This window comes from Pseudonocardia autotrophica, from assembly GCF_003945385.1.
In the GTDB taxonomy this organism is placed as follows: domain Bacteria; phylum Actinomycetota; class Actinomycetes; order Mycobacteriales; family Pseudonocardiaceae; genus Pseudonocardia; species Pseudonocardia autotrophica.
Map to the genome: position 1 here is coordinate 3,081,107 of NZ_AP018920.1, position 24,807 is coordinate 3,105,913.

Below are 24,807 nucleotides of genomic sequence, written 5' to 3' on the forward strand. Positions count from 1 at the left end.
CAGGCGGTGAACGCGGCCCGCCCACGTGCCGACTACGCGGAGGTCGCCCGGCTGCTGCCGTCGCTGGTCCCGGATCTGCACGCGCACCTGCCGGGTCCGCACCGTGCTCCGGCGCTGTCCGGCCTGGTCGATGCCTACACCGCTGCCCGGGTTGCGGCGAAGGCGCTGGCCGGTCCGGACCTCGCTCAGGTGGCGTCGCGGCACATCAGTGACGCCGCCGCGGCGCTGTCGGGGCCGGAGTGGGAGGGCCTGGCCGCGTGGTCGCGGGTCCAGGCGATCGCGCAGGCGTCCCGGTCGCGGGCGTACGCGGTCGCGACCCGCACGGCGACAGAGATCGGTGGCTGTCTCGATCAGGGCCCGGTCGCGCAGGTGTACGGCTCGCTGCACCTGACGGCGTCGCTGGCCGCGATGGCGCTGGGTCGCCCGGACACGGCGCAGGATCACGTGGCCGAGGCGGCAGAGGTGGCGGCTCGGGCGGGTGTGGTGGGCCCCGGGCACGGTCGGCTGTGGTTCGGCACCGCGCAGGTGGACATCTGGCGGACGACGTTGGCTGTGGAGCAGGGCGAGCCCGCGCGGGCGGTGGAGATCGCGCGTGGGATCGACCCGTCGGCGATGCCGGAGTCGCCGAGTCGCCAGTCGTCGTGGTGGACCGATGTGGGCCGGGCGCTGGCGATGCAGCGCAGGTCGGAGGATGCGGTGCGGGCGTTCATGCGCGCCGAGTCGCTCGCGCCGCAGCGGCTCCGATCGGATGTGTTCGCGCGCGAGGTGACCGCGGATCTGTTGCGGCGTGCTCGGCGGGAGGCGGGCGGCCGGGAGCTGCGCGGGCTGGCGTTCCGGATGGGGATGGCCGCGTAGCCGGTCGGACTCCGACGCTGGTCGGCACCGCCCGCCGACGGGTCCGCACGATGCGGACACCCTCCCGCCGCAGGTTCATAGGGTCCCCTCCCATGCCTCCAGCACAGCGAGACGGACCGATCCACGAAGTCGCCGACGATGTCGCGGTCGAGTTCCTGCTCGCCCAGCCCGGGCTGCTCGCCGTCGTGCTCGCCGAGCACGTCGACGACGGCACCCGCCACTGCAGGTCCTGTCCCGGGCCCCAGTCCGGCCGGCGTCGCCGGCCGTGCAACGTGCGGTTGCTCGCGGCCCGCTCGGAGCGCGTTCGGGTGGCCCGCGCGGAGCGCGTTCGGGTGGCGGGGGCGGCCGAGCCGGGCGCCGCCGCTCGGTAGCCGGCGCCGCCGCTCGGTGCGTCCGTGCGCGAGGCCGCCGGCGCGGCTCGCCGTGCCTCCGGCCGCAGATCGACGAGGACCGCCACCCTGACGGCATGAGCGCGAGCACCGACGCCCGCCGCGACGGCCCGGTGACCGACTAACGCGAAGGCTTCGTCGAGTACGGATACCCCGGATCCGACGTCTGCTGCCACGATCCGTACAGCTTGTAGGCCGACTCGGTCTCGATCAGACGGTCGGCCATCTCCACTGAGTCACATGACGTCGGAGCGCCGGAGGTGACGCACCACTCGATAGCCGTCTCGAAGGAGAGCCGCGGTGTCGACCAGTGCCGTTTCAGATCAGGCGGACGGTGGAGATGCGGGCCCGTCACGGAGCTGTTGCCTTCCGGGTGCCAGTGCATCCGCCAGAGGTGTGTGCCGTTGGGGTCGCGGAAGGTGTACCAATAGCCCCGGGTCGTAACTCGGAACGGTCCTTCGCCGGTGTCGTGCCGCGCGGGGTCGGTGTCGACGATCTCGAAGTTCATGCTGGCGGTGAAGGTCCCCACATCTGCCCAGCTGGTGCCCGCTCCGCTGTTCAGCTCCCAGGCGTAGAGCAGGCCCTTGCGGTACGTGCCGCGGCGGCTGACGGTGATCTGGTTGTGTCCCGCGAGCACCGACACGGCCTTGCGGAGCGGATCGAGGAAGCTGGTGACCGCGTGCTGCTCGGTCCGTCCTGGCACTGGTGTTCAGCTCGATGGGCCGGTGCTCAGCGAACGAAGGGCAGTGCACCGACGACCTCGGCGAGTCCGTCGACGTCGTCGACGTCGACACCCTCGTAGTCGCCGGCGTCCCAACGGGCGAGGAAGTCGGCACCGCTGATACCGAGTTCCCGCCGCGTGACGCGGTCGAACACTGCCTCGGCGTCCTGCTTGGTGTCGGTCTCGGACACTCCAGGGTCATGGGACGTGATGTGGCGGCTCGGCATGGCGGCTGCCTCTCGGTGGCGGTGTTTTCCTCACTGTGCCATGACCGTCCGACAGGAACTCGTCGGCGTTGCCGGATCGCAAAGTGGAATCGCGTCGCAGGCCTCGGTCCGGAATCTGGTCGGCAGCTCTGGACCTGAACGCGGCCGTCCGAAAACGATCGCCTGTGAGGCGGCCACGATGTCCGGTCACGGCCCCGGCGGTCTGCTCCCGACAGCCGTCGGGGCCGCCCACATGACGTAGGCGGCCCCGAACGCGGACGGTGTGACGAGCGGTTACCAGCCGCGCGACTTCCACTCCGGCAGACCCGGGCGCTGCTCGCCGATCGTCGAGTCGTCGCCGTGGCCGGGGTAGAACCAGGTGTCGTCGGGCAAGGTGTCGAAGACCCGCTCCTCCAGATCACCGAGCAGCTGCACGTTGTCCTCGGCGGACCAGGTCTTGCCCGGCCCGCCGGGGAAGAGGCTGTCACCGGTGAACAGGTGCGGCCGGTCGGCGCCGCGGTAGAGCAGCGCGATCGAGCCGGGGGTGTGCCCGCGCAGGTGGATGACCTCCAGCTCGATCTCGCCGAAGGTGATCCGGTCGCCGTGCCCGACCAGCTCGTCCATCGGCGCGGGGAGCTCGGGGGCGTCGTCCGGGTGGGCGATCAGCCGGGGCTCGAACATCCCGGCGATCGCGCCGAGTGCCTGCCAGTGGTCGTGGTGCCGGTGCGTCGTCACCAGGTGCCGCAGGTCGGGACGCTCGTCGGTGGCACCGATCAGGTCCGCGATCCGGGCGGGCTCGGCGGCGGCGTCGATCAGCAGCGCCTCACCCGAGGCCTTGCAGACGAGCAGGTAGGAGTTGTTGTCCATCTCGCCGACCGAGATCTTGCTGATGCTAAGCCGGTCCAGGTCGCGGCGGATGGCGGCGCCGCCGGGATCGGTGTGACCGGTGTAGTTCTCCAGGACGTCCACGTCGCGAGGGTAGCGGCCGGTGCCGGCCGCCGCCGTGGGGTGAGCCCGCCGGTCTCTCGTGGGGCCCGCCCGACGCCCGCCGGGGGCGGTCCCCCGAGCGTCCGGTCGAACATGCGTACGAGTATGGTGCCTCGCGTACCGACCGGCGCGTGTCGGCGTGCATCCACCGAGGAACAGCCGCTGCGACGCCCGCTCGCCGCGTTCCTGTCGGGGGTGCGGCCTAGCATCGGATACCGGAATGGGACGACCCTCGCCAGCCAGGAGGCGCGCATCGTGAGCGACCACAGCACCGACCGCCCGGACATCGGCGGCACCCTGTCCCCGGGTGCGTCGCCGGTCCCCAGCGGTCCACGGCTGGTCGTCCGCGGCGCCCGCGAGCACAACCTGCAGGGCGTCGACATCGACCTGCCCCGCGACAGCATGATCGTGTTCACCGGGCTGTCCGGTTCCGGCAAGTCCAGCCTGGCGTTCGACACGATCTTCGCCGAGGGCCAGCGCCGATACGTCGAGTCGCTCTCGGCGTACGCGCGGCAGTTCCTCGGGCAGATGGACAAGCCCGATGTCGACTTCATCGAGGGGCTCTCGCCCGCGGTCTCGATCGACCAGAAGTCGACCAACCGCAACCCGCGGTCGACGGTCGGCACGATCACCGAGATCCACGACTACCTGCGGCTGCTCTACGCCCGGGCCGGCATCCCGCACTGCCCGCAGTGCGGCGAGCGGATCGAGAAGCAGACCCCTCAGCAGATCGTCGACCAGGTGCTGGAGATGGAGCAGGGCAGCCGGTTCCAGGTGCTCGCCCCGGTCGTCCGCACCCGCAAGGGCGAGTTCGTCGACCTGTTCTCCACCCTGCAGTCGCAGGGCTACGCGCGGGTGCTGGTCGACGGCACCGTGCACCAGCTCGCGGATCCGCCGAAGCTGAAGAAGCAGGAGAAGCACGACATCTCGGTGGTCGTCGACCGGCTCTCGGTCAAGGCGACGGCCAAGCAGCGGCTCACCGACTCGGTCGAGACCGCGCTGCGCCTCGCCGACGGTCTCGTCGTGCTCGACTTCGTGGATCTCCCGGCCGACGACCCGGGCCGCGAGCGGCGCTTCTCCGAGCGGATGGCCTGCCCGAACGGGCACACGATCGCGGTCGACGATCTCGAGCCGCGCACCTTCTCCTTCAACTCGCCCTACGGCGCCTGCCCGGCCTGCACCGGTCTCGGCATCAAGAAGGAGGTCGATCCGGAGCTCGTCGTCCCCGACCCGGATCGCTCCCTGGAAGACGGCGCGATCGCACCGTGGTCGGCCGGGCACAACGCCGAGTACTTCGGCCGGCTGCTGTCCGGATTGTCGAAGGCGATCGGGTTCCGGATGGACACCCCGTGGCGCAAGCTGCCGGCCGCCGCGCAGAAGGCGGTGCTGCAGGGCAGCGACGACCAGGTGCACGTCCGGTACCGCAACCGGTACGGCCGGGAGCGCTCGTACTACGCCAGCTTCGAGGGCGTCATGCCGTTCCTGGAGCGGCGCCTCGAGCAGACCGAGTCGGAGTCGCAGCGCGAGCGCTACGAGGGCTACATGCGCGACATCCCGTGCCCGGCGTGCGGTGGTTCGCGGCTGCGGCCCGAGGTCCTCTCGGTCACGATGCCGCACCGCGACCTGGGGGAGCGGTCCATCGCCCAGGTCTCGAACATGTCGGTCGCGGAGTGCTCGCACTTCCTCAACGGCATGGTGCTCGACGACCGGCAGGCGATGATCGCCGGCGCGGTGCTCAAGGAGATCCAGGCCCGCCTGGGGTTCCTGCTCGACGTCGGGCTCGAGTACCTGTCGCTGGACCGGGCCGCCGGGACACTGTCCGGTGGCGAGGCGCAGCGGATCCGGTTGGCCACGCAGATCGGGTCCGGGCTGGTCGGGGTGCTCTACGTGCTCGACGAGCCGTCGATCGGACTGCACCAGCGGGACAACCGCCGGCTGATCGACACCCTGACCCGGCTGCGCGACCTGGGCAACACGCTGATCGTCGTCGAGCACGACGAGGACACCATCCGGGCCTGCGACTGGGCGGTCGACATCGGCCCGGGCGCCGGTGAGCACGGCGGGCACATCGTGCACTCCGGCCCGGTCGCCGAGCTGGAGTCGCACGACACCTCGCTGACCGGCGCCTACCTGTCCGGCCGCCGGTCGATCCCGCTGCCGGAGCGCCGCGAGCTCGACCACTCCCGCAAGCTGTCGATCATCGGTGCGCGCGAGCACAACCTGCGCGGGATCGACGTCGACATCCCGCTCGGCGGGCTGGTGTCGATCACCGGGGTGTCCGGGTCCGGCAAGTCCACGCTGATCAACGACATCCTGGCCACCGTCCTGGCGAACCGGCTGAACGGTGCCCGCCAGGTCCCGGGCAGGCACACCCGGATCAACGGCATCGACGAGCTCGACAAGCTCGTGCGGGTCGACCAGTCGCCGATCGGCCGTACGCCGCGATCCAACCCGGCCACCTACACCGGCGTGTGGGACAAGGTGCGGAAGCTGTTCGCCGCGACCACCGAGGCGAAGGTCCGCGGCTATGCCGAGGGCCGGTTCTCCTTCAACGTCAAGGGCGGCCGCTGCGAGGCGTGCACCGGCGACGGCACCATCAAGATCGAGATGAACTTCCTGCCCGACGTCTACGTCCCCTGCGAGGTCTGCAAGGGCGCCCGGTACAACCGGGAGACCCTCGAGGTCCACTACAAGGGCAAGACCGTCGCCGACGTCCTCGACATGCCGATCGAGGAGGCCGCCGAGTTCTTCGAGCCGATCACCTCGATCGCCCGCTACCTGCGGACCCTGGTCGACGTCGGCCTCGGCTACGTCCGGCTCGGGCAGCCGGCCCCGACCCTGTCCGGCGGTGAGGCGCAGCGGGTGAAGCTGGCCAGTGAGCTGCAGAAGCGCAGCAACGGCCGGACCGTCTACATCCTCGACGAGCCGACCACCGGACTGCACTTCGAGGACATCCGCAAGCTCCTGGCGGTGATCCAGGGCCTGGTCGACAAGGGCAACACGGTGATCGTCATCGAGCACAACCTCGATGTCATCAAGACCTCCGACTGGATCATCGACATGGGCCCCGAGGGCGGTTCCGGTGGCGGCACGGTCGTCGCCCAGGGCACCCCCGAGCAGGTCGCGGCCCACCCGGAGAGCCACACCGGCACGTTCCTGCGTGATCTCGTGACCCCGGACGCCACACCGGCCAAGCCGGCGCGCCGGCGCACCGCGGCCGCGTCGAAGGCCACGAAGGGCGCGGCGGCCACCACCCCGGCCGTCTCCCGGCGGCGGGCCGCCTCCGCGGCGAGCTGAGCGGCGGGAACGACGCGGCGGTGCGGGCCACGGGGCCGCGCCGTATGCGACGGCCACGCCGCAGACCTGCAGGTCCGGGCGCGACGCGGTCGGCGGTAGGCTGTCCGCGGTCGCTGCCGGTCCGGTGTGGGGCCCCGCCCGGCCGGTTCCGGGCCGGGCTGATACTCTCGGGAATGCGACCACCCGGGATCGCGTTGATTCGTGTATTCCGGGCGTCAAGTGGAGCCCCGCTCCCACCCTCGCCGTGATCGTAGCGGCGTCCGGGTCCATGGTCCGGCTTCGTGGCACTGGTGTGCCACTGGCCGATCAACGGGTCTTCGCTTGTCGTCGCCGGCGCAAACGCAGGTAGTAGCGACACAGCGAGTTACTCAGGAGACCCCATCAGCACAGAGCCCCGCATCAACGACCGCATCCGCGTGCCCGAGGTCCGTCTCGTCGGCCCGAACGGTGAGCAGGTCGGAATCGTGCGCATCGAGGACGCCCTGCGGCTGGCCCAGGACGCCGATCTCGACCTCGTCGAGGTCGCCGGCCAGGCCCGCCCGCCGGTCTGCAAGCTCATGGACTACGGCAAGTTCAAGTACGAGAGCGCGCAGAAGGCCCGGGAGTCCCGGCGCAACCAGCAGCTCACCGTGATCAAGGAGCAGAAGCTCCGGCCGAAGATCGACAAGCACGACTACGAGACGAAGCGCGGTCACGTCATCCGCTTCCTCGAAGGCGGCAACAAGGTCAAGGTCACGATCATGTTCCGTGGTCGCGAGCAGTCCCGTCCCGAGCTGGGCTACCGGCTGCTGCAGCGACTGGCCGAGGACATCGGTGACCTCGCGGTGGTCGAGGCCGCACCGAAACAGGACGGTCGCAATATGACGATGGTGCTCGCGCCGACCAAGAAGCCGGTGCAGCGCAAGTCCACGGCCGCCGCCACCACCGACGCCCCGGCCGAGGTCGAGGCGTGAGGTCTCCCCACCCGGTGCGCGGGTGGGGAGGACACGCAGTACCCGCAACGACCCCCGGTCCGCCGGGGGCCGACACCGAACGGATTCGTCATGCCGAAGAACAAGACGCACAAGGGGACCGCGAAGCGGATCCGCACCACCGGCTCCGGCAAGCTGCTGCGTCAGCAGGCCGGCCTGCGGCACCGCCTGGAGGTCAAGTCCCGCAAGGAGAAGCGTGACCTGTCGGGCGTGGTCGAGGTGGCCAAGCCGGACGTGAAGCGCGTCAAGAAGCTTCTCGGTCGCTGACTTTCCGCCCCCTTTTTCTGAACTCCGGCGACCCGCGCCCCGCGTAGGACGTCGCCGCACCACCCCAGGAGATACCCATGGCACGCGTGAAGCGCGCGGTGAACGCCCAGAAGAAGCGGCGCACCACGCTGGAGTCGGCCGCCGGCTACCGCGGGCAGCGGTCGCGTCTGTACCGCAAGGCCAAGGAGCAGATGCTCCACTCCATGAACTACGCCTACCGGGACCGTCGCGCGCGCAAGGGCGACTTCCGGCAGCTGTGGATCACCCGGATCAACGCCGCGGCCCGCGCCAACGACATGACCTACAACCGCTTCGTGCAGGGCCTCAAGGCCGCCGGGGTGGAGGTCGACCGCAAGAACCTGGCCGAGATCGCCGTGAGCGACCCGGCCGCGTTCGCCGCGCTGGTCAAGATCGCCAAGGAGAACCTGCCGTCGGGCACCGAGCAGGGCTCCGCGGCCTGAGGTGATCCACAGCGGCTCCGGTGAGGGCTCGACGCCCGGTACCGAGCGCACCCCGCGCGTCGCAGCAGCCCGCAAGCTGCTGCGTCGCGCCGGGCGCGATCGGTCCGGGCGTTTCCTCGTCGAAGGGGCGCAGGCCGTCCGGGAAGCGCTCGCCGCGGGCCCGGTGCACGAGGTGTTCGTCACCGCCGAGGCCGCCGAGCGTCATCCGGAGCTGGTCGACGCAGCCCGGACGGGCGGCGCCCGCGTCCTGTTCGTCACCGAGCGGGCCGCGGCCGGGTTGTCCGGCACGGTCACCCCGCAGGGCCTGGTCGCGGTCTGCGACCTGATCGACGTGCCGGTCGCCGAGGCGCTCGCCGGTGCCCCCGGCTTCGTGACGGTGTGCGCGGGGATCTCCGATCCCGGCAACGTCGGCACCGTGATCCGGGTCGCCGACGCGGCCGGCTGCGACGCCGTCCTGCTCGCCGGTGACACCGTCGACCCACACAACGGCAAGGCCGTCCGGGCGTCCACCGGCAGTGTGTTCCACCTGCCACTGGCCCGGGACCGGGACGCGGCCGGTGTGCTGGCGACCTGCCGGGCCGCCGGCCTGACCACGCTGGTGGCCGACGGCCGCGGCGAACTCGACCTGCACGACCCGGCGACGACACCGCTGCTCGCCGGACCGGTCGCCTGGGTGCTCGGCAGTGAGGCGCACGGTGCCGGGCCGGAGCTGCTGGCCGCCGCCGACCACCGCGTCCGGGTGCCGATCCACGGCCGGGCGGAGTCGCTCAACCTGGCGACCGCCGCGGCGATCTGCCTGTACGCGACGGTCGGTGCCCGGGCCGGTGTCGCCCCCGCGCCGAACCGCCCGACCGGTGTCGCCGGAGCCTGACCGCACCCCCTCCGGGGACGTGCCGACCTGTGGGAAACCGGGTGGTGGCCGCCCTCTACGATCGAGGACACCATGAGTGACGACGCCGTGAACGAGAGCCCGCTCGACCCGGACGTGCTGAAGTCGGCCGTCGAGGCCGCGCGCACCGCGTTCGACGCCGCCGCCGACCTGGACGCCCTGGCCGCCGTCAAGCCGGCGCACCTCGGCGACCGGGCCCCGATCCCGATGGCGCGCCGGTCGCTGGGGCAGCTGCCCGGCCCGGAGCGCGCCGACGCCGGGAAGCGGGTGAACGCCGCCCGCCAGGAGGCGCAGGCCGCGTTCGACGAACGGCGCGCGGTGCTGCTGGAGGAGCGCGACGCGCGGGTGCTGCGCGAGGAGACCGTCGACGTCTCGCTGCCCACCGGCCGCCGTCCGCGCGGTGCCCGGCACCCGATCACCCAGCTCTCCGAGCGGATCGCCGACATCTTCGTCGCGATGGGCTGGGAGGTCGCCGAGGGGCCCGAGGTCGAGGCGTCCTGGCTGAACTTCGACGCGCTGAACTTCGGCAAGGACCACCCGGCCCGCACCATGCAGGACACCTTCTACCTCGGTGACCCCGAGCGCGGCCAGGACTCGGGGACGGTGCTGCGCACGCACACCTCGCCGGTGCAGGTCCGCTCGCTGCTGGACCGGGAACTGCCGGTGTACGTCGTCTGCCCGGGCCGTACCTTCCGAACCGACGAGCTCGACGCCACCCACACCCCGGTTTTCCACCAGGTCGAGGGCCTGGCGGTGGACCGTGGGCTGACGATGGCGCACCTGCGGGGCACCCTCGACGCGTTCGCCCGCGCCGTGTTCGGCCCGGAGGCCGGCACCCGGATGCGCCCGTCGTACTTCCCCTTCACCGAGCCCTCCGCCGAGGTGGACCTCTGGTTCCCGCAGAAGAAGGGCGGGCCCGGCTGGGTCGAGTGGGGCGGCTGCGGGATGGTGAACCCGAACGTCCTGCGCGCGACCGGCGTCGACCCGGAGGAGTACTCCGGCTTCGCCTTCGGCATGGGCATCGAGCGGACCCTGATGTTCCGCAACGGCATCCCGGACATGCGGGACATGGTCGAGGGCGACATCCGCTTCTCGGCCGCGTTCGGCGTCTGAGACACGACCTTCCGACCGAGGAGTTCTGAGCAGTGCGAGTGTCCGCGTCCTGGCTCGCCCGGCACATCGACCCGGCGGCGCTGCCGGCGCGTCCCGAGGACATCGGGGACGCGTTCGTCCGGGTCGGGCTGGAGGTCGAGGAGATCCACCCGGCCCCCGAGATCACCGGGCCGCTGACCGTCGCGCGGGTGGCCGAGATCGAGGAGCTGACCGACTTCAAGAAGCCGATCCGGTACTGCCGGGTCGACTTCGAGGAGCAGGGTGACGGCAGCGTCCGGCACCGCTACGTGATCTGCGGCGCGCAGAACTTCGTGGTCGGTGACCTGGTCGTCGTCACCGAGCCGGGCGCGGTGCTGCCGGGTGGCTTCGCCATCGCCCGGCGGGAGACCTACGGCCGCATCTCCGACGGGATGATCGCCTCGGCGAAGGAGCTCGGGCTCGGTACCGACCACGCCGGGATCCTGGTGCTGCCGCCCGGCACCGCCGAGCCCGGTGCCGACGCGCTCGACGTGCTCGGCCTGGCCGAGCCGGTCGTCGAGCTGGCCGTCACCCCGGACCGCGGGTACTGCTTCGCCGTCCGCGGCCTGGCCCGCGAGCTCGCGACCTCGCTCGATCTCGACTACACCGACCCGGCCGGGCGGGTCGGTGTCCCGGCCGCCGACGGCGACGCCTGGCCGGTCCGGATCACCGACACCGAGGGCTGCGCGCGGTTCGTCGTCCGCCGGGTGGACGGCGTCGACCCGGCCGCACCCAGCCCCTGGTGGATGCAGCGCGCGCTGCTCTCCGCCGGGATGCGGCCGATCTCGCTGATCGTCGACGTCACCAACTTCGTGATGCTCGACCTGGGCCAGCCGCTGCACGGCTACGACGCCTCCCGGGTGTCCGGCACGATCGAGGTCCGCCGGGCGGTGGCGGGGGAGAAGCTGGAGACCCTCGACGGGCAGACCCGCGTGCTCGATCCCGACGACCTGCTGATCACCGACGACTCCGGCCCGATCGGGCTGGCCGGCGTGATGGGCGGAGCCTCGACCGAGATCCCGGATGCCGCCGACCTCGCGGAGGCGGGCGACGGCGCCCGGGTGGACGTGCTGATCGAGGCCGCGCACTTCGCGTCGCCGGTGATCGCCCGGGCGGCCCGGCGGCACAAGTTGCCCAGCGAGGCGTCCCGCCGGTTCGAGCGGGTCGTCGATCCGGCGCTGCCGCCGGTCGCCGCCGAGCGTGCCGCGCAGCTGCTGGTCGAGCTGGGCGGTGGGACACTCGCCGGCGGTCGCACCGACGAGGGCGGGATCCCGCCGGTTGCGCCGGTCCGGATGCCGCTGTCGCTGCCCGACCGGGTCGCCGGGGTGGCCTACCCGCGTGGTGCAACGGTCCGGCGGCTGAGCCAGGTCGGCTGCACGGTCGAGCTGGACACCGGAGCCGATGGCCAGGGCGTCGTCGTGGCGACCCCGCCGACCTGGCGTCCGGACCTGCGGATGGCCGCCGACCTGGTGGAGGAGGTGCTGCGCCTGGAGGGTTACGACACGATCCCCTCGGTGCTGCCCACCGCGCCGGCCGGTCGCGGTCTGACCCCGGCCCAGCTGCGGCGCCGCGCGGTGTCCCGGGCGCTGGCCGAGTCGGGCCACGTCGAGGTGCTGCCGTTCCCGTTCGTCGCCGACACCGTGTGGAACGATCTCGGACTGGCCGTCGACGACGACCGGCGGCGCACCGTCGCGGTGACCAACCCGCTCGACGCGGAGCGCTCCCGGCTCACCACCACACTGCTGCCGGGACTGCTGGACATGCTGGTGCGCAACCGGTCTCGCGGCAGCGAGGATCTGGCGCTGTACACGATCGCGCAGGTCGTCGCGCCGCAGGAGAAGCCGCAGGCGATGCCGGACCCGGCCGTCACCGGCCGTCCGTCCGACGAGGAGTACGCGGCGATCCGGGCGGCACTGCCCGCGCAGCCACTGCACGTGGGCGTGGTGCTGGCCGGGAACCGGGAGCCGCGCGGCTGGTGGGGCGCCGGCCGGCCGGCGACCTGGGAGGACGCCGTCGAGGCCGCCCGGCTGATCGGCGCTGCGGCCGGGGTGGAACTGCGCCCGCGCCGCGCCGAGCGGGCACCGTGGCATCCCGGCCGATGTGCCGAGCTGGTCGTCGCCGCGACCGGGACGGTCGTCGGGCACGCCGGTGAGCTGCACCCGAAGGTCGTGGAGGCGTTCGGGCTGCCCGCCCGCACCGCGGCCGCCGAGATCGACCTGGACGCGATCGAGCTGCGGGAGAACCTGCCGGTGCCGCGGGTGTCGGCGTTCCCGCCGGTCGCGGTCGACGTCGCGCTGGTCGCGGATCTGGGGGTGCCCGCGGCGGATCTCGCCGAGGCGCTCACCGCGGGCGCCGGGGAGCTGCTGGAGTCGGTGCGGCTGTTCGACGTCTACACCGGTGACCAGGTCGGCGACGGAAAGCGGTCGCTGGCGTTCTCGTTGCGGCTGCGCGCCGGCGACCGGACGCTGACCGGCGAGGAGGCCAACGCCGCCCGGGACGCCGCGGTCGCCGAGGCCGGTACCCGGCACGGGGCCGTCCTGCGCTGACCGCGCCCGCCTACGCCGCGTCGGCGGGTGGAGAGATGAGCCTTACCTTGCTTCCGGGCGGGGTGGTTGATGTGCTGCGGGGATGATCAGTTCGCTTGTTTCCACCCCGGTCTGTGCAGCCACTCGCCGGGAGTTCCTCGCCGTGCTCGCCGGCGCCGGGCTGCTGACCGCCTGCGGCCCCGGCACCGCCCGGAGCGGGCCGGGAGCCGACCGGGTCGTCGAGACGGCGGAGGGGCCGGTCACCGTGCCGGTACGTCCGCAGCGGGTGGTCACCCTCGGGGCGGCGCTGGCCGGGCATCTCACGTCGGTCGGGCTGGTCCCGGTGGGCGCGCAGGAGGGGCACGAGGAGTGGCTCGGCGCCTACGCGGGTGAGCTCCCCGAGGGCACCGACATCGACGGGATCGCCACGGTCGGGCTGGCCGACGCCCCGAACCTGGAGACGATCGTCGGGCTCGATCCCGAGCTCGTCCTGATCGAGCGGTCGGCGGGGGAGCACATCCGCGAGCTGTCCGCGATCGCGCCGACCGTCGTCGTGGACCGGCCGTCGAATGCGGCCTGGAAGGCGGCGTTCGATGCGACCGTCGGTGCGGCCGACCGGGAGGCCGAGGCCGAGCAGGTCCGGGAGCGGTACCGGGCGGCGCTGGCCGCCGTGCCCGACGCGGCCCGTGAGCGGTCGGTGACGTTCCTGCGCGGGCAGGGCGACGGTGCGTTCCGGATCGACGGCTCCGGCGCGTTCGGCGGGAGCGTGGCCGCGGAGGCCGGGCTCACGGTGCGCGACGGCGCCGGGCGCGGCGAGCCGTCCGAGCACGGCTACATCGGCTTCAGCATCGAGGAGCTGATGGTCGCCGACGGTGATCTGCTGGTGGTGCCCGACCGGGCAGGCGGTCCGAGCAGCGTCGAGAACCTGATGGCGAACCCGCTCTGGGAGCGGCTGCCCGCGGTACGGGCCGGTCGGGTGCTCAGCCTGCCCAACGCCGTCTACAACGGCGGCACCTATCTCGGGGCCGAGCTGCTGCTCCGTGAGCTGACCGCGGCACTGCGCTGAGAGCCGGTCACCGGTCGCGGGCCGCGACGGCGGTCCGCAACCGGTCGATCGACTCCTCCCGGGACAGCAGCGGGCAGGTCGCGCAGTACACCTCGCCGTGCACCCGGGACTTGTAGTAGAGGCAGCACACGGCACGCCTGCGGAACAGCTCGACGGTGCCCTCGTGCTCGATCTCGAGCCAGTCCGGCCGCAGCCGCAGCTGCCGGATCCCGGTGTCGCCCAAGGTCGCCTCGACCTCGGCACGGGCCGGCGGGAGCTGCCCGCTCGCCCGCCCCGACATCACGAACCCGTTGCCCAGCCGGTCGGCGATCACCTGCCACAGCGGCCGCCGCCCGCGCCGGGACAGCGCCACCGCGGTCTCGACGACCGGTGCGAACGACTCGTAGGTCCACTCCACCAGCCGGGTGCGCAGCTGCTCGCGATCCGGCACCGTCTCGGTGCCCGCCGCGCCGGCCAGCGGATCATCGGGTAGCACCAGCAGGACGGTGCCCGGGTCGAGGACCAGCAGCGGTGCCGTCCGGGCACCGCCGGTGCCGGTCACGAACCACATCCGGGCCGGATCGGGCACCGGGACCCGCCCGGACCGGAACAGCAACTCCGCGGGGACGCCCGCGGCCGGCCCGGCCAGCCGGGCCAGCAGGGTCTGCGCGGCGAGTGCGGAGCCGCCGTCGAGCTCGGCGTCCATGGCCGCGATCGCGCTGCCGAGCACGTCGGCGCCGGCCAGATCGGCCAGGCTGGGGCCGGGCCGCTCACCGGGGCTTCCCACCCGCACCGGCCAGTGCGGGGAGGTCCCCGGGGTGTCCGCGATGGCGGTGGACAGGGGAGAGGACGTGCTGGTCACGAGGATGATCGTAAGCCCAGGCCACGGGTGACGCGGGTCGCACCGAGCGTCACAGTCAACGCTGACTGTTTTCTGCTAGCGTCCCGGACAGAGGCGCCGACGGCGCCTCGGTGACCACCCGAGGGAGCGTGGGACGTGCGAGATGCAGTCATCGTCGAGGCCGTGCGGAGCCCGGTGGGGCGGCGCAAGGGCGGACTGGCCGGGGTGCACCCGACCGATCTCTCGGCCCACGTCCTGCGGAGCCTGGTCGAGCGGGCCGGGATCGACCCGGCGCAGATCGACGACGTCGTCTGGGGCTGTGTGTCCCAGGCCGGCGAGCAGACCTTCGACATCGGCCGCAGTGCCGCGCTGGCGGCCGGGTTCCCGGAGACCGTCACCGGGGTGACCGTCGACCGCCAGTGTGGATCCAGCCAGCAGTCGGTGCACTTCGCCGCCGCCGGGCTGATCGCCGGGCAGTACGACGTCGCCGTCGCCGGTGGTGTCGAGTCGATGACCCGGGTGCCGATGGGTGCGGCGATGATGGACCAGAACCCGTTCGGCGAGGCGTTCATGGAGCGCTACGGCTCGTTCCCGAACCAGGGCGTCGGCGCCGAGATGATCGCCGAGAAGTGGGGCTTCTCGCGCACCCGGCTCGACGAGTTCGCGCTGCTCTCGCACGACCGCGCGGCCGCCGCGCAGGACGCGGGCCGCTTCGAGGGCCAGATCGCCCCGCTCGCCGGGGTGGGCGCCGACGAGGGCATCCGCCGCGGCGGCACGCTGGAGAGCCTGGGCCAGCTCAAGACGGTGTTCAAGGACGCCGACCAGGGCGGGGTCATCCACGCGGGCAACTCCTCGCAGATCTCCGACGGCTCGGCCGCGCTGCTGATGACGACCAGCGAGAAGGCCCGCGAGCTCGGCCTGACCCCGATCGCCCGGGTGCACACCGCGGTGCTCGCCGGCGCCGACCCGGTGATCATGCTGACCGCGCCGATCCCGGCGACCGAGAAGGCGCTCAAGCGCTCCGGGCTGTCGCTGTCCGACATCGGCGCGTTCGAGGTCAACGAGGCCTTCGCGCCGGTCCCGCTCGCCTGGCTGGCCGACATCGCCGCCGACGACGCCGGGATCGCCGAGCGCATGAACCCGCTGGGCGGTGCGATCGCGCTCGGCCACCCGCTCGGCGGCTCCGGTGCCCGGATCATGACGACCCTGATCCACCACATGCGCGACAACGGCATCCGCTACGGCCTGCAGACCATGTGCGAGGGCGGCGGACAGGCGAACGCCACCATCCTCGAACTGCTGTAGAACGCTTCCCCAGAGAACACCAGAAGGGACACAGATGGACATCAACGGAGCCGTCGCCGTCGTCACCGGCGGGGCGTCCGGCCTCGGCCTGGCCACCACCGAGCGGTTCGTGGAGGCCGGCGCCAAGGTCGTGATCATCGACCTGCCGTCGTCGCAGGGTGAGGCGGTCGCCGACAAGCTGGGCGACGCCGTCCGGTTCGTCGCCGCGGACGTCACCGACGAGGCACAGGTCGGCGCCGCGCTGGACGCCGCTGAGGAGCTCGGCACGCTGCGCGTCGCCGTCAACTGTGCGGGGATCGGCGACGCGGCCAAGACCTACGGCAAGAAGGGTGCGTTCCCGCTGGCCGGGTTCACCAAGGTCGTCACGGTCAACCTGATCGGCACGTTCAACGTGATCCGGCTGGCCGCCGAGCGGATCGCGAAGTCGGAGCCGATCGACGGCGACCGCGGCGTCGTGATCAACACCGCCTCGGTGGCGGCGTTCGAGGGCCAGATCGGGCAGGCCGCCTACTCGGCGTCCAAGGGCGGCATCGTCGGCATGACCCTGCCGATCGCGCGTGACCTCGCCGATCTGGGCATCCGGGTGTGCACCATCGCCCCGGGGCTGTTCGAGACCCCGCTGCTGGCCGGGCTGCCCGAGGACGTCAAGGCCTCGCTGGGCCGGCAGGCGCCGCACCCGTCGCGGTTGGGGCAGCCCGCCGAGTACGCGAAGCTGGCCGCGCACATCGTGGAGAACCCGATGCTCAACGGCGAGACGATCCGCCTCGACGGCGCGATCCGGATGCAGCCCCGCTAGGAGGCCCGCGATGAGGCGCACGCTGTACGAGTCCGACCATGAGGACTTCCGGGAGGCGTTCCGGTCGTTCATCGAGAAGGAGATCGTCCCGCACGAGCCGCAGTGGGAGCGCGACGGGATCGTCCCCCGTGAGCTGTTCACCACGGCCGGGGCGAACGGTTTCCTCGGGATCGACGTGCCCGAGACCTACGGTGGCGGTGGGGTGCCGGACTTCCGGTTCAACGCCGTCATCGCCGAGGAGCTCATGCGCTCGGGCGCCGCGGCGGCCGGGCTGGGGCTGACCCTGCACAACGACATCGTGCTGCCCTACCTGCTCGCCTACTGCTCCGAGGAGCAGAAGCAGCGGTGGCTCCCCGGCGTCGTGGACGGGTCCCTAATCCTGGCCATCGCGATGACCGAGCCGGGCATCGGCTCGGACCTGGCGTCGATGTCGACGACCGCGATCCGGGACGGCGACCACTACGTCGTCAACGGGGCGAAGACGTTCATCACCAACGGCATCAACGCCGACCTGGTGATCGTCGCGGTGAAGACCGACCCGTCCCAGAAGCACAAGGGCATGAGCCTGCTCGTGGTGGAGCGGGGGATGGCCGGCTTCGAGCGCGGCCGGAACCTGGACAAGCTGGGCCAGCACGCGCAGGACACCGCCGAGCTGTCGTTCACCGACGTGCGGGTGCCGGTGGCGAACCTGCTCGGGCCGGAGGAGGGCCAGGGGTTCACCCAGCTGGTCAGCAACCTGCCCCAGGAGCGGCTGTCGATCGGGATCGCAGCGGTCGCCGCGGCCCGCACGGCGCTGGGCCACACGCTCGACTACGTCAAGGAGCGCAAGGCGTTCGGCTCGCCGATCGGGTCGTTCCAGAACTCGAAGTTCGTGCTCGCGGAGCTGGACACCGAGATCGACATCGCCGAGCACTACGTCGACGACTGCGTGCGCGCGCTGAACGCGGGCGAGCTGACCGCCGTCGACGCCTCCAAGGCGAAGTACTGGTGCACCGAGCTGCAGGGCAGGGTCGTGGACCGGTGCCTGCAGCTGCACGGTGGCTACGGCTACATGACCGAGTACCCGATCGCGAAGGCCTACGCCGACGCGCGGATCACCCGGATCTACGGCGGAACCACCGAGATCATGAAGGAGGTCATCGGCCGGGGTCTGGGACTCTAGGCTGCACCATGACCTCCGAACGGAGTGCCACGACCAGGACCCGGGCGCAGCGGTCGCAGGACAGCCGCGCCCGGATCCTGGACGCCGCGGTGGCCTGCCTGATCGAGGGCGGCTACTCGGGTTCGACGACGCTGATCATCCAGTCCGAGGCCGCGGTGTCCCGGGGCAGGCTGCTGCACCACTTCCCGTCCCGGGACCGGCTGCTGGTCGCCGCGGCGCAGCACCTCGCGGTGAAACGGGTCGCGGACACCGAGCAGCGGGTCCGCCGGGTGGTCGAGCAGAGCCCGCCGTCCGACGTGTTCGAGCGCGCGGACCGGGTGATCGAGCTGCTCTGGGAGAGCTTCTCCGAGCCGCACTTCTGGGCGGCGGTGGAGCTGTGGACGGCGGCCCGGGTGAACTCCGAGATCGCCGATGCGCTGCGGCCGGAGGAGAAGCGGCTCGGCGCCGCGATCCGGGCGTCGATGGCCCGGATGTTCGGCGACGAGCTGGCCTCGCATCCGCGGTTCAAGCAGCTGCGCGATCTGCTGCTCACCTCGATGCGCGGGACGTCGATGACCTACACGTTCGACCGGCGCGATCCCCGTGAGGACGCGATGATCGACCAGTGGAAGGACCTGGTCCGGCTGCTCCTGGCCGGATGAGGCACGGCCGGGTTCAGACCCCGCCGGTGCCCAGGTGCAGCCCGAACGGCGGGGTGGCGGTCCCGGGGTGCCGGGCCGCTTCCGGATGCCGGACGCGGACCTGGTCGCGGCCACCGCGCTTGGCCTCGTAGAGGGCCGCGTCGGCGGCGGCGAGCAGCGCGTCGAGCTTGCCGCTGTGCTCGCAGGAGGTGGCCACCCCGATCGACACCGACAGCCCGCCGACCCGCCCGGCGGTCGCGGTGTCGACCTCCAGGGCCCGGACGCTGCGCCGGATCCGTTCGGCGACCTCGCGGGCCCGGCCGAACACGACGTCGTCGGGGCGCAGACCACCGAGCGCGACGACGAACTCCTCCCCGCCGAACCGGCCGGCCAGGTCGTCGTCGCGGACCTCCGCGGTGAGCACGGAGGCGACGGCCCGCAGCACGTCGTCACCGGCGAGATGGCCGTGCCGGTCGTTGACCGCCTTGAAGTGATCGAGATCGAGCAGCAGGACCGCGGTCGCGCGCTCGGTGCGTGCGCACTGCTCGATCATCTGCTGGGCGCGCCAGCGCCAGGCGGAGGGATTGAGCAGACCGGTCTTGGTGTCGGTGTCCACCTGATTCTCGAGCTGGCGGACCAGGGTCGTCTGCTCCAGGACCAGCAGTGGGAGGACGGCCAGCAGCGCCAGCCACGGTGAGGTGTTGTCGATGATCACCGCGACCAGCCCGCCGAGCGAGAGCGATGCGAGCTCCAGCAGGAACTCCGCGCCCAGCAGGACGGACAGGAACCGGGTGCCCGGCCGGGTCAACCGGACCGCGCAGGCCACGAGCAGCGTGCTGACCACGGAGTAGCCGAGCAGCGCGACGAGCACGACGGTCGCGCCGCCCGGGTCGCTGCCGGCCGGCGCCAGGATCTCGGCGGCGTATCGGATCGCGCCGACCGTGCACACCGCCAGCAGCACGGTCGCGGCGCTGAACAGGTGCCGGTGCGCGGGCGTTCCCGCGGCCCGGGCGACCCGCAGGTAGCGGTGGGTGTGCACGGCGACGACGACCGCGACGGCGAGCACCGGCGGCAGCAGCAGGGCCCCGCAGAACGTCCAGACCGATGTCATGTCGACGTGCTGGTTGCGGGCGACCCGGCGCCGGGTCCGTTCGCAGTGCAGCGACAGCTCGGTGTGTGCGACGGGGACCAGGCTCAGCAGGCCGGCGAGCAGCAGCTGCTCGCCGGTGGGTACCGGAGCGCGCAGCACGCAGGCGACGAGCAGACCGACGGCCAGCACGTCGACGGAGAGGATGAACACCAGTGCGGCAGGCGGGAGCGCACCGATCTGCCACGACCGGAACGGGAATCGACGCCGTCCGGCGCGCGGTGGCATCGCCTGGTGAGAACTCACCTGCTCACCCGCCCGTCCGTCCGTGGCCGATCGGGGAGAGGCTAGCGCCGGGTACGGAGCTGCTCCGCGATCATCGTCGCGATGGCCGGTCCGCACGGTGAACGGTGCGATCGGGTCGGCAGGCGCCTTAGGGGTTCGTCAATTCGTGACCCTGGGTCATGCGTTCATCGGGATGGGTGTGCCCGACTGCGCCGAACGAGGTCGACGGGAGGGGCGTTCGTCGCTGGAGGGCGACGGCCGGATCGTCGGTGTCACGGGATCGGCGGGTCCGGCCACGGACGGGTGGCCGGACCCGCGGGATCCGGGTGTACGGGATCAGCGGTTGCGCCACTGCGGGCTGCGCCGCTCGCCGAACGCGGCGACCCCCTCCCGGAAGTCCTCGCTGCCGTACACCCGGGAGAGCAGGTCCTCGGCGGGATCGAGGCCGGCCGCCCCGCCCACCCGCCGGTCCAGCTCCTTGAGTGCGGCCAGGGTCAGCGGAGCGCCCGCGGCGATCCGGCCGACCACGTCGGCGACCTTGGCCTCCAGTTCGTCGGCGGGGACGACGGCGTGCACGAACCCGGCGGTGGCCGCGTCATCGGCGGTCAGCAGGGTCGCGGTCAGCAGCATCGCCATGGTCCGTCCGGCGCCGAGCCGGTCGCGCAGCCGGTGCACCGTCGCCGGGGTGATCACATTGCCGAGCGTGCGGGCGATCGGGACGCCGAAGCGGGCGTCCTCGGTCGCGACCAGGACGTCGCAGCAGGCGGCGATGGACAGCCCCCCGCCGATCGCCGGGCCCTCGACGACGCCGACCACCGGCACCCGGACCGCGAGCAGCGCCTCGACCACCGCGCCGATGCGGCGCTCGTAGGCGATGCCGTCGTCGCCGTCGCGGAACCCGGCGAACTGGCCGATGTCGGTGCCGGCGGCGAACGAGCCGCCGGCACCGCGGACCACGACCACCCGCAGATCGGGATCGTCGTTCGCGGCGGTGCTCAGCCGCTGCAGCTCGTCGTACATCCGCCAGGTCAGCGCGTTGCGCCGGCGGGGGTTGGAGAGCTCCACCCACAGCACGGAGCCGTCCCGGCGGTGCGTCACACGGTCCTCGCTCATGCCCCGAACACCTCCTCGGAGTGCTCACCCAGCATCGGTGGATGCCGGTACACCGCGGCCGGGGTCGCCGTCAGCCGGATCGGGGAGGCGACCACCGGCACCGTGCCGTCCAGCGGATGCTCGAAGGAGGTGACCATGCCGCGGGCCCGGACGTGCGGGTCGTCGTCCAGGATCTGCCGGTAGTCCTGGATCGGGCCGGCCGGCACCCCGGCGTCGAGCAGGGTCTCGACCCAGGTGTCGGTGTCGGCGTCGGCGAGCCGCTCCTCGAGCACGGCGACCAGCTCCGGGATGTTGTCCAGCCGGTCCATGTTGGAGGCGAACCGGGGATCGTCGGCGAGCGCCTCCAGATCGAGCGCGCTGCACATCCGCCGCCACAGCCGATCGTTGTTGGCGCCGACCGTGATGTGCCCGTCGCGGGTGGCGAGCGCCTGGTAGGGCGCCGACATCCGGTGCGCGGACCCGAGCGGACCCGGGACCTTCCCGGTGCTCCAGTACTCGACCGACTCCCACACCGACAGCGCGAGCACCGACTCGAACAGCGAGGTCTCCAGGTACTGGCCCTCGCCGGTGCGACGGCGCCAGTTCCAGGCGGAGAGGATGCCGATCGCGGTGAACAGGCCGGCACCGAGGTCGCCCAGCGGGAGACCGCACTTCACCGGGCGGCCGTCGGGCTCGCCGGTGATGCTCATGACGCCCCCCATCGCCTGGGCGATGAGGTCGTAGCCGGGGCGGGTCGAGTACGGCCCGTCCTGGCCGAAACCGGAGATGCTGGCGTAGATCAGCTGCGGATTCAGGGCGGACAGCGTCGGGTAGTCCACGCCGAGCCGTGCGGTGACCCCCGGCCGGAAGTTCTCCACGACGACGTCGGCCTCCCGGACGAGCCGGTGCAGCCGGGCCAGCCCCTCCGGGCTCTTGAGATCGACGGTCACGCTGCGCTTGTTGCGGTTGAGTGCCATGAAGCCGCGGCTGTCCCGGCCGGCCTCCGGCCTGCCCCACGACTGGCGGGTCTGGTCACCGGTGTCCGGGTTCTCCACCTTGACGACGTTCGCGCCCAGGTCGGCGAGCACCATCGTGCAGTAGGGCCCGGCCATCACCTGGGTGAGGTCGAGGATCGTCATGTCGGCGAGCGCCCGCGCCTGCGGCGTGCCCTCGGCTGCTTCCGGTGTGGTCACGGTGCCTCCTGGGTTGTCGTCTGCGGATGGGTGTCCGGAGTGCTCACCCGTCGAAACCGATCATCTGCCGGACCGCGGTGCCTGCGGCCAGGTTGTCCATCGCCCGGTTCAGGTCGTCGAGCCCGATCGTGTCCGAGACCAGCCGCTCCACCGGCAGCCGTCCGCTGCGCCACAGCTCGACGAACCGGGGGATGTCGCGTTCGGGGACGGCGGACCCCAGGTAGGACCCGACGATGCTGCGCGCCTGCGCGGTGAGACCGAGCGGGGAGATGCCGGCGACCGCGTCCGGGGCGGGGAGCCCGACCGTCACGGTGTTGCCACCGGGCCCGGTCAGCCGGACCGCGGTCTCGAACGCCGGCGCGGACCCGGCGGCCTCGATGACGACCGGCGCGGTCAGGCCGTTCTCCAGGGCCTCGTCGGGGGACAGGGCCTCGGCACCCAGCGAGCGGGCGAGCTCCCGCTTGCCGGGGACCGGATCGACCCCGACCACCCGGCCGTGCTCCAGGGCCAGCGCGGTCAGGACGGCGGCCAGCCCGACCCCGCCGAGGCCGACCACCACGACGTCGTCGCCGGGGCCGGGGCGGGCCGCGTTGACGACCGCGCCGCCCCCGGTCAGTACCGCACAGCCGAACAGGGCCGCGACCTGCGGGGGCACGTCGTCGTCGACCGGGACCACCGAGCGGCGGTCGACCACCGCGTGCGTGGCGAACCCGGAGACCCCCATGTGGTGGTGCACCGGTTCACCGCCGCGGTGCAGCCGCAGGCCGCCACCGAGCAGACTCCCCTCGGTGTTGGAGGCGCTCCCCGCCGAGCACGGCAGCCTGCCGTCGGTCCGGCAGCCGGAGCAGTCCCCGCAGCGCGGGAGGAAGGTCATGACCACCCGGGTGCCCACCGCGAGATCACACGGCCCCGGTCCGACGGCCTCGATCAGGCCCGCGGCCTCGTGGCCCAGCAGCATCGGGACCGGCCGGGCCCGGCTCCCGTTGACGACGGAGAGATCGGAGTGGCACAGCCCGGCGGCCTCCATCCGCACCAGGATCTCCCCGGGCCCGGGCGGGGCGAGTTCCAGCTCGTCGATCGACACCGGACGGCTCCGGTCGTAGGGGGCGGCATCACCGATCCGTTCGAGCACCGCACCGCGGATGGTCGTGGTGGAGGTGTCAGGCATTCGTGTCCTCACTGTTCGGTGTGCGGGTGGCCGCCGCGGCCCGGCGGCGGGAGATCTCCTTGAGCAGCGGTGGCCCGACGAACGCGAGGATCGCCGCGACCGCGAACACGGCCGAGATCGGCCGCTGGAACACGACCAGCAGGTTCCCGCCGCTCATCGACGAGGTCTGGTCGAGTGCGCGTTCCAGCAGCGGGCCGAGGACCAGGCCGAGCACCAGCGGTGCGACCGGGAACCCGAACCGCTTCATCAGGTAGCCGAGCATCCCGGCGACCAGCACCACCCACAGCGTGAAGGTGTTGTTGCCGACCGCGAACGCGCCGACGAACCCGAGGAACAGGATCAGCGGGTAGAGGTAGCTGTAGGGCAGCCGCAGCACCTGCGCGAACACCGGGGCGAGCGGCAGGTTGAGCACGAGCAGCAGCAGGTTGCCGAAGAAGAACGACACCAGCAGGCCCCACACCAGCGCCGGGTGCTGCTCGAACAGCAGCGGCCCGGGCTGCAGCCCGAAGATCACGAACGCGCCGAGCAGGATCGCGGTCGTGCCGGAGCCCGGGATGCCCAGCGACAGGGTCGGGATGAAGCTCGCGTTGGCGGCGGCGTTGTTCGACGCCTCCGGGCCGGCGACGCCCTCGACGGTGCCGCTGCCCAGCTTGCGGCGGTTCGGCCCGACCCGGCCCTCCAGCCCGTAGGCCATGAAGCTGGCCAGCGTCGCGCCGGCCCCGGGCAGCACGCCGAGGCCGAACCCGGTCGCGCTGCCGCGCAGCGTCGGGGCGACCGAGCGGCGCAGCTCGGAGCGGGTGAGCAGCAGGTCGCGGAAGCGGGCCCGGATGGGCGCCTCCCCGCCGCGGTGGATCTGGTGCAGTACCTCGCCGATCGCGAACAGGCCGATCATCACGGCGACGAACTCGAAGCCGCTGAGCAGGTTGACGCTGCCGAAGGTGAACCGGGCGACCGGGAACCCGGCGGCGATGCCGACCATCGAGATCAGCAGGCCGACCGCGGCCATGATGATGCCGCGCAGCACCTTGTCCCCGGCGAAGGTCACGATCGTCGCGAGTCCGAGGACGATGATGGCTAGGTTCTCCGGTGGCCCGAAGTTGAGGGCGAACGCCGCGATCGGCTGGGCGAGCAGGAGCAGCCCGACCAGGGTGATGATCGAGGCGACGAACGAGGAGATCGCGGAGATGGCCAGTGCCGCGCCGGCCCGCCCGTTGCGGGCCATCTGGTAGCCGTCGAGGGTCAGCACCACCGACGACGAGTCACCCGGCGTGGCCAGCAGGATCGAGCTGGTGGACGCGCCGTACTGCGAGCCGTAGTAGATCCCGGCGAGCATGGTGAGCGCCGTGATCGGCTCCATCGCGAGGGTCACCGGCAACAGGATCGCCACGCCCGTCGCCGATCCCAGGCCGGGCAGCAGGCCGATCACGGTGCCGAGGAAGACGCCGACGAAGCACCAGAGCAGGTTGGTGGGGGAGAGCGCCGTCTCCAGCCCGAGCTGCAGATTCTCGATCATG

The 24,807-nt window shown here is 72.3% G+C and carries 23 protein-coding genes; 14 read left to right on the plus strand and 9 right to left on the minus strand.

Annotation, left to right across the window (positions count from 1 at the left end; translation table 11 throughout):
* The first annotated feature begins 6 nt into the window (after window positions 1–6).
* Window positions 7–855 carry a hypothetical protein gene (locus Pdca_RS14610; protein WP_085912177.1) on the plus strand — a complete coding sequence of 283 codons (849 nt, stop codon included), beginning with the start codon at window positions 7–9 and terminating at the stop codon, window positions 853–855.
* Between the two features lie 92 nt (window positions 856–947).
* Window positions 948–1,226: a hypothetical protein gene (locus Pdca_RS14615; protein ID WP_085912176.1), complete on the plus strand. Its 279-nt coding sequence runs from the start codon at window positions 948–950 to the stop codon at window positions 1,224–1,226.
* A 139-nt stretch (window positions 1,227–1,365) separates the two neighbouring features.
* On the opposite strand, the gene Pdca_RS14620 is transcribed toward Pdca_RS14615, so the two are convergent.
* The 3 genes from Pdca_RS14620 to Pdca_RS14630 all read right to left on the minus strand — a co-directional run bounded on the left by Pdca_RS14620 (window position 1,366) and on the right by Pdca_RS14630 (window position 3,140).
* The gene (locus Pdca_RS14620; protein ID WP_085912175.1) at window positions 1,366–1,947 is read right to left on the minus strand and encodes a hypothetical protein; all 582 of its coding nucleotides are present in this window, start codon (window positions 1,945–1,947) and stop codon (window positions 1,366–1,368) included.
* Window positions 1,948–1,973: 26 nt separating this feature from the next.
* Window positions 1,974–2,156, minus strand: a complete 183-nt coding sequence (locus Pdca_RS14625) for a hypothetical protein (protein WP_232021573.1) — start codon at window positions 2,154–2,156, stop codon at window positions 1,974–1,976.
* A 309-nt stretch (window positions 2,157–2,465) separates the two neighbouring features.
* Window positions 2,466–3,140, minus strand: coding sequence for an MBL fold metallo-hydrolase (locus Pdca_RS14630; RefSeq protein ID WP_085912174.1), 675 nt, complete (start codon window positions 3,138–3,140; stop codon window positions 2,466–2,468).
* Window positions 3,141–3,455: 315 nt separating this feature from the next.
* Here Pdca_RS14630 and uvrA point away from each other — a divergent pair, with 315 nt between their 5' ends.
* From uvrA to Pdca_RS14670, 8 genes are all read left to right on the plus strand, one after another.
* Window positions 3,456–6,455: an excinuclease ABC subunit UvrA gene (gene uvrA / locus Pdca_RS14635; protein WP_085912197.1), complete on the plus strand. Its 3,000-nt coding sequence runs from the start codon at window positions 3,456–3,458 to the stop codon at window positions 6,453–6,455.
* A 380-nt stretch (window positions 6,456–6,835) separates the two neighbouring features.
* A complete protein-coding gene (gene infC, locus Pdca_RS14640; protein ID WP_085912196.1) occupies window positions 6,836–7,408 on the plus strand; it encodes a translation initiation factor IF-3 in 573 nt (190 codons plus the stop codon).
* Window positions 7,409–7,498: 90 nt separating this feature from the next.
* Window positions 7,499–7,693, plus strand: coding sequence for a 50S ribosomal protein L35 (gene rpmI / locus Pdca_RS14645; protein ID WP_085912173.1), 195 nt, complete (start codon window positions 7,499–7,501; stop codon window positions 7,691–7,693).
* Between the two features lie 77 nt (window positions 7,694–7,770).
* Window positions 7,771–8,154, plus strand: a complete 384-nt coding sequence (gene rplT / locus Pdca_RS14650) for a 50S ribosomal protein L20 (RefSeq protein ID WP_085912172.1) — start codon at window positions 7,771–7,773, stop codon at window positions 8,152–8,154.
* Between the two features lie 4 nt (window positions 8,155–8,158).
* A complete protein-coding gene (locus Pdca_RS14655) occupies window positions 8,159–9,025 on the plus strand; it encodes a TrmH family RNA methyltransferase (protein ID WP_085912195.1) in 867 nt (288 codons plus the stop codon).
* Between the two features lie 72 nt (window positions 9,026–9,097).
* Window positions 9,098–10,156, plus strand: coding sequence for a phenylalanine--tRNA ligase subunit alpha (pheS, locus tag Pdca_RS14660; protein WP_085912171.1), 1,059 nt, complete (start codon window positions 9,098–9,100; stop codon window positions 10,154–10,156).
* Between the two features lie 32 nt (window positions 10,157–10,188).
* Complete coding sequence (gene pheT / locus Pdca_RS14665) at window positions 10,189–12,720, plus strand: phenylalanine--tRNA ligase subunit beta (RefSeq protein ID WP_085912170.1); 2,532 nt, start codon at window positions 10,189–10,191, stop codon at window positions 12,718–12,720.
* A gap of 82 nt (window positions 12,721–12,802) precedes the next feature.
* Complete coding sequence (locus Pdca_RS14670; RefSeq protein ID WP_085912169.1) at window positions 12,803–13,765, plus strand: ABC transporter substrate-binding protein; 963 nt, start codon at window positions 12,803–12,805, stop codon at window positions 13,763–13,765.
* A 7-nt stretch (window positions 13,766–13,772) separates the two neighbouring features.
* On the opposite strand, the gene Pdca_RS14675 is transcribed toward Pdca_RS14670, so the two are convergent.
* Window positions 13,773–14,606, minus strand: a complete 834-nt coding sequence (locus tag Pdca_RS14675; protein WP_085912168.1) for a (2Fe-2S)-binding protein — start codon at window positions 14,604–14,606, stop codon at window positions 13,773–13,775.
* Between the two features lie 135 nt (window positions 14,607–14,741).
* Here Pdca_RS14675 and Pdca_RS14680 point away from each other — a divergent pair, with 135 nt between their 5' ends.
* Genes Pdca_RS14680 through Pdca_RS14695 form a run of 4 tightly spaced genes read left to right on the plus strand, consistent with a single transcriptional unit; the run spans window position 14,742 to window position 18,489 of the window.
* Window positions 14,742–15,890: a thiolase family protein gene (locus Pdca_RS14680; protein ID WP_085912167.1), complete on the plus strand. Its 1,149-nt coding sequence runs from the start codon at window positions 14,742–14,744 to the stop codon at window positions 15,888–15,890.
* Between the two features lie 34 nt (window positions 15,891–15,924).
* The gene (locus tag Pdca_RS14685) at window positions 15,925–16,686 is read left to right on the plus strand and encodes a 3-hydroxyacyl-CoA dehydrogenase (RefSeq protein WP_085912166.1); all 762 of its coding nucleotides are present in this window, start codon (window positions 15,925–15,927) and stop codon (window positions 16,684–16,686) included.
* Window positions 16,687–16,696: 10 nt separating this feature from the next.
* The gene (locus Pdca_RS14690; protein ID WP_085912165.1) at window positions 16,697–17,848 is read left to right on the plus strand and encodes an acyl-CoA dehydrogenase family protein; all 1,152 of its coding nucleotides are present in this window, start codon (window positions 16,697–16,699) and stop codon (window positions 17,846–17,848) included.
* Between the two features lie 8 nt (window positions 17,849–17,856).
* On the plus strand, window positions 17,857–18,489 hold the full coding sequence (locus Pdca_RS14695) for a TetR/AcrR family transcriptional regulator (RefSeq protein ID WP_085912164.1): 633 nt from the start codon (window positions 17,857–17,859) through the stop codon (window positions 18,487–18,489).
* A gap of 13 nt (window positions 18,490–18,502) precedes the next feature.
* Here the strand turns inward: Pdca_RS14695 and Pdca_RS14700 are convergent, their stop codons facing one another.
* The 5 genes from Pdca_RS14700 to Pdca_RS14720 all read right to left on the minus strand — a co-directional run bounded on the left by Pdca_RS14700 (window position 18,503) and on the right by Pdca_RS14720 (window position 24,806).
* Window positions 18,503–19,861, minus strand: a complete 1,359-nt coding sequence (locus Pdca_RS14700) for a GGDEF domain-containing protein (RefSeq protein WP_085912163.1) — start codon at window positions 19,859–19,861, stop codon at window positions 18,503–18,505.
* A gap of 315 nt (window positions 19,862–20,176) precedes the next feature.
* Window positions 20,177–20,953: an enoyl-CoA hydratase gene (locus Pdca_RS14705; protein ID WP_085912162.1), complete on the minus strand. Its 777-nt coding sequence runs from the start codon at window positions 20,951–20,953 to the stop codon at window positions 20,177–20,179.
* On the minus strand, window positions 20,950–22,125 hold the full coding sequence (locus tag Pdca_RS14710; RefSeq protein WP_197719987.1) for a CaiB/BaiF CoA transferase family protein: 1,176 nt from the start codon (window positions 22,123–22,125) through the stop codon (window positions 20,950–20,952). Before Pdca_RS14710 ends, Pdca_RS14705 begins: the two co-directional genes overlap by 4 nt.
* Before the next feature lie 43 nt (window positions 22,126–22,168).
* A complete protein-coding gene (locus Pdca_RS14715; RefSeq protein WP_085912161.1) occupies window positions 22,169–23,293 on the minus strand; it encodes an alcohol dehydrogenase catalytic domain-containing protein in 1,125 nt (374 codons plus the stop codon).
* The gene (locus Pdca_RS14720; RefSeq protein ID WP_085912160.1) at window positions 23,286–24,806 is read right to left on the minus strand and encodes a tripartite tricarboxylate transporter permease; all 1,521 of its coding nucleotides are present in this window, start codon (window positions 24,804–24,806) and stop codon (window positions 23,286–23,288) included. Before Pdca_RS14720 ends, Pdca_RS14715 begins: the two co-directional genes overlap by 8 nt.
* Window position 24,807 lies beyond the last annotated feature (1 nt).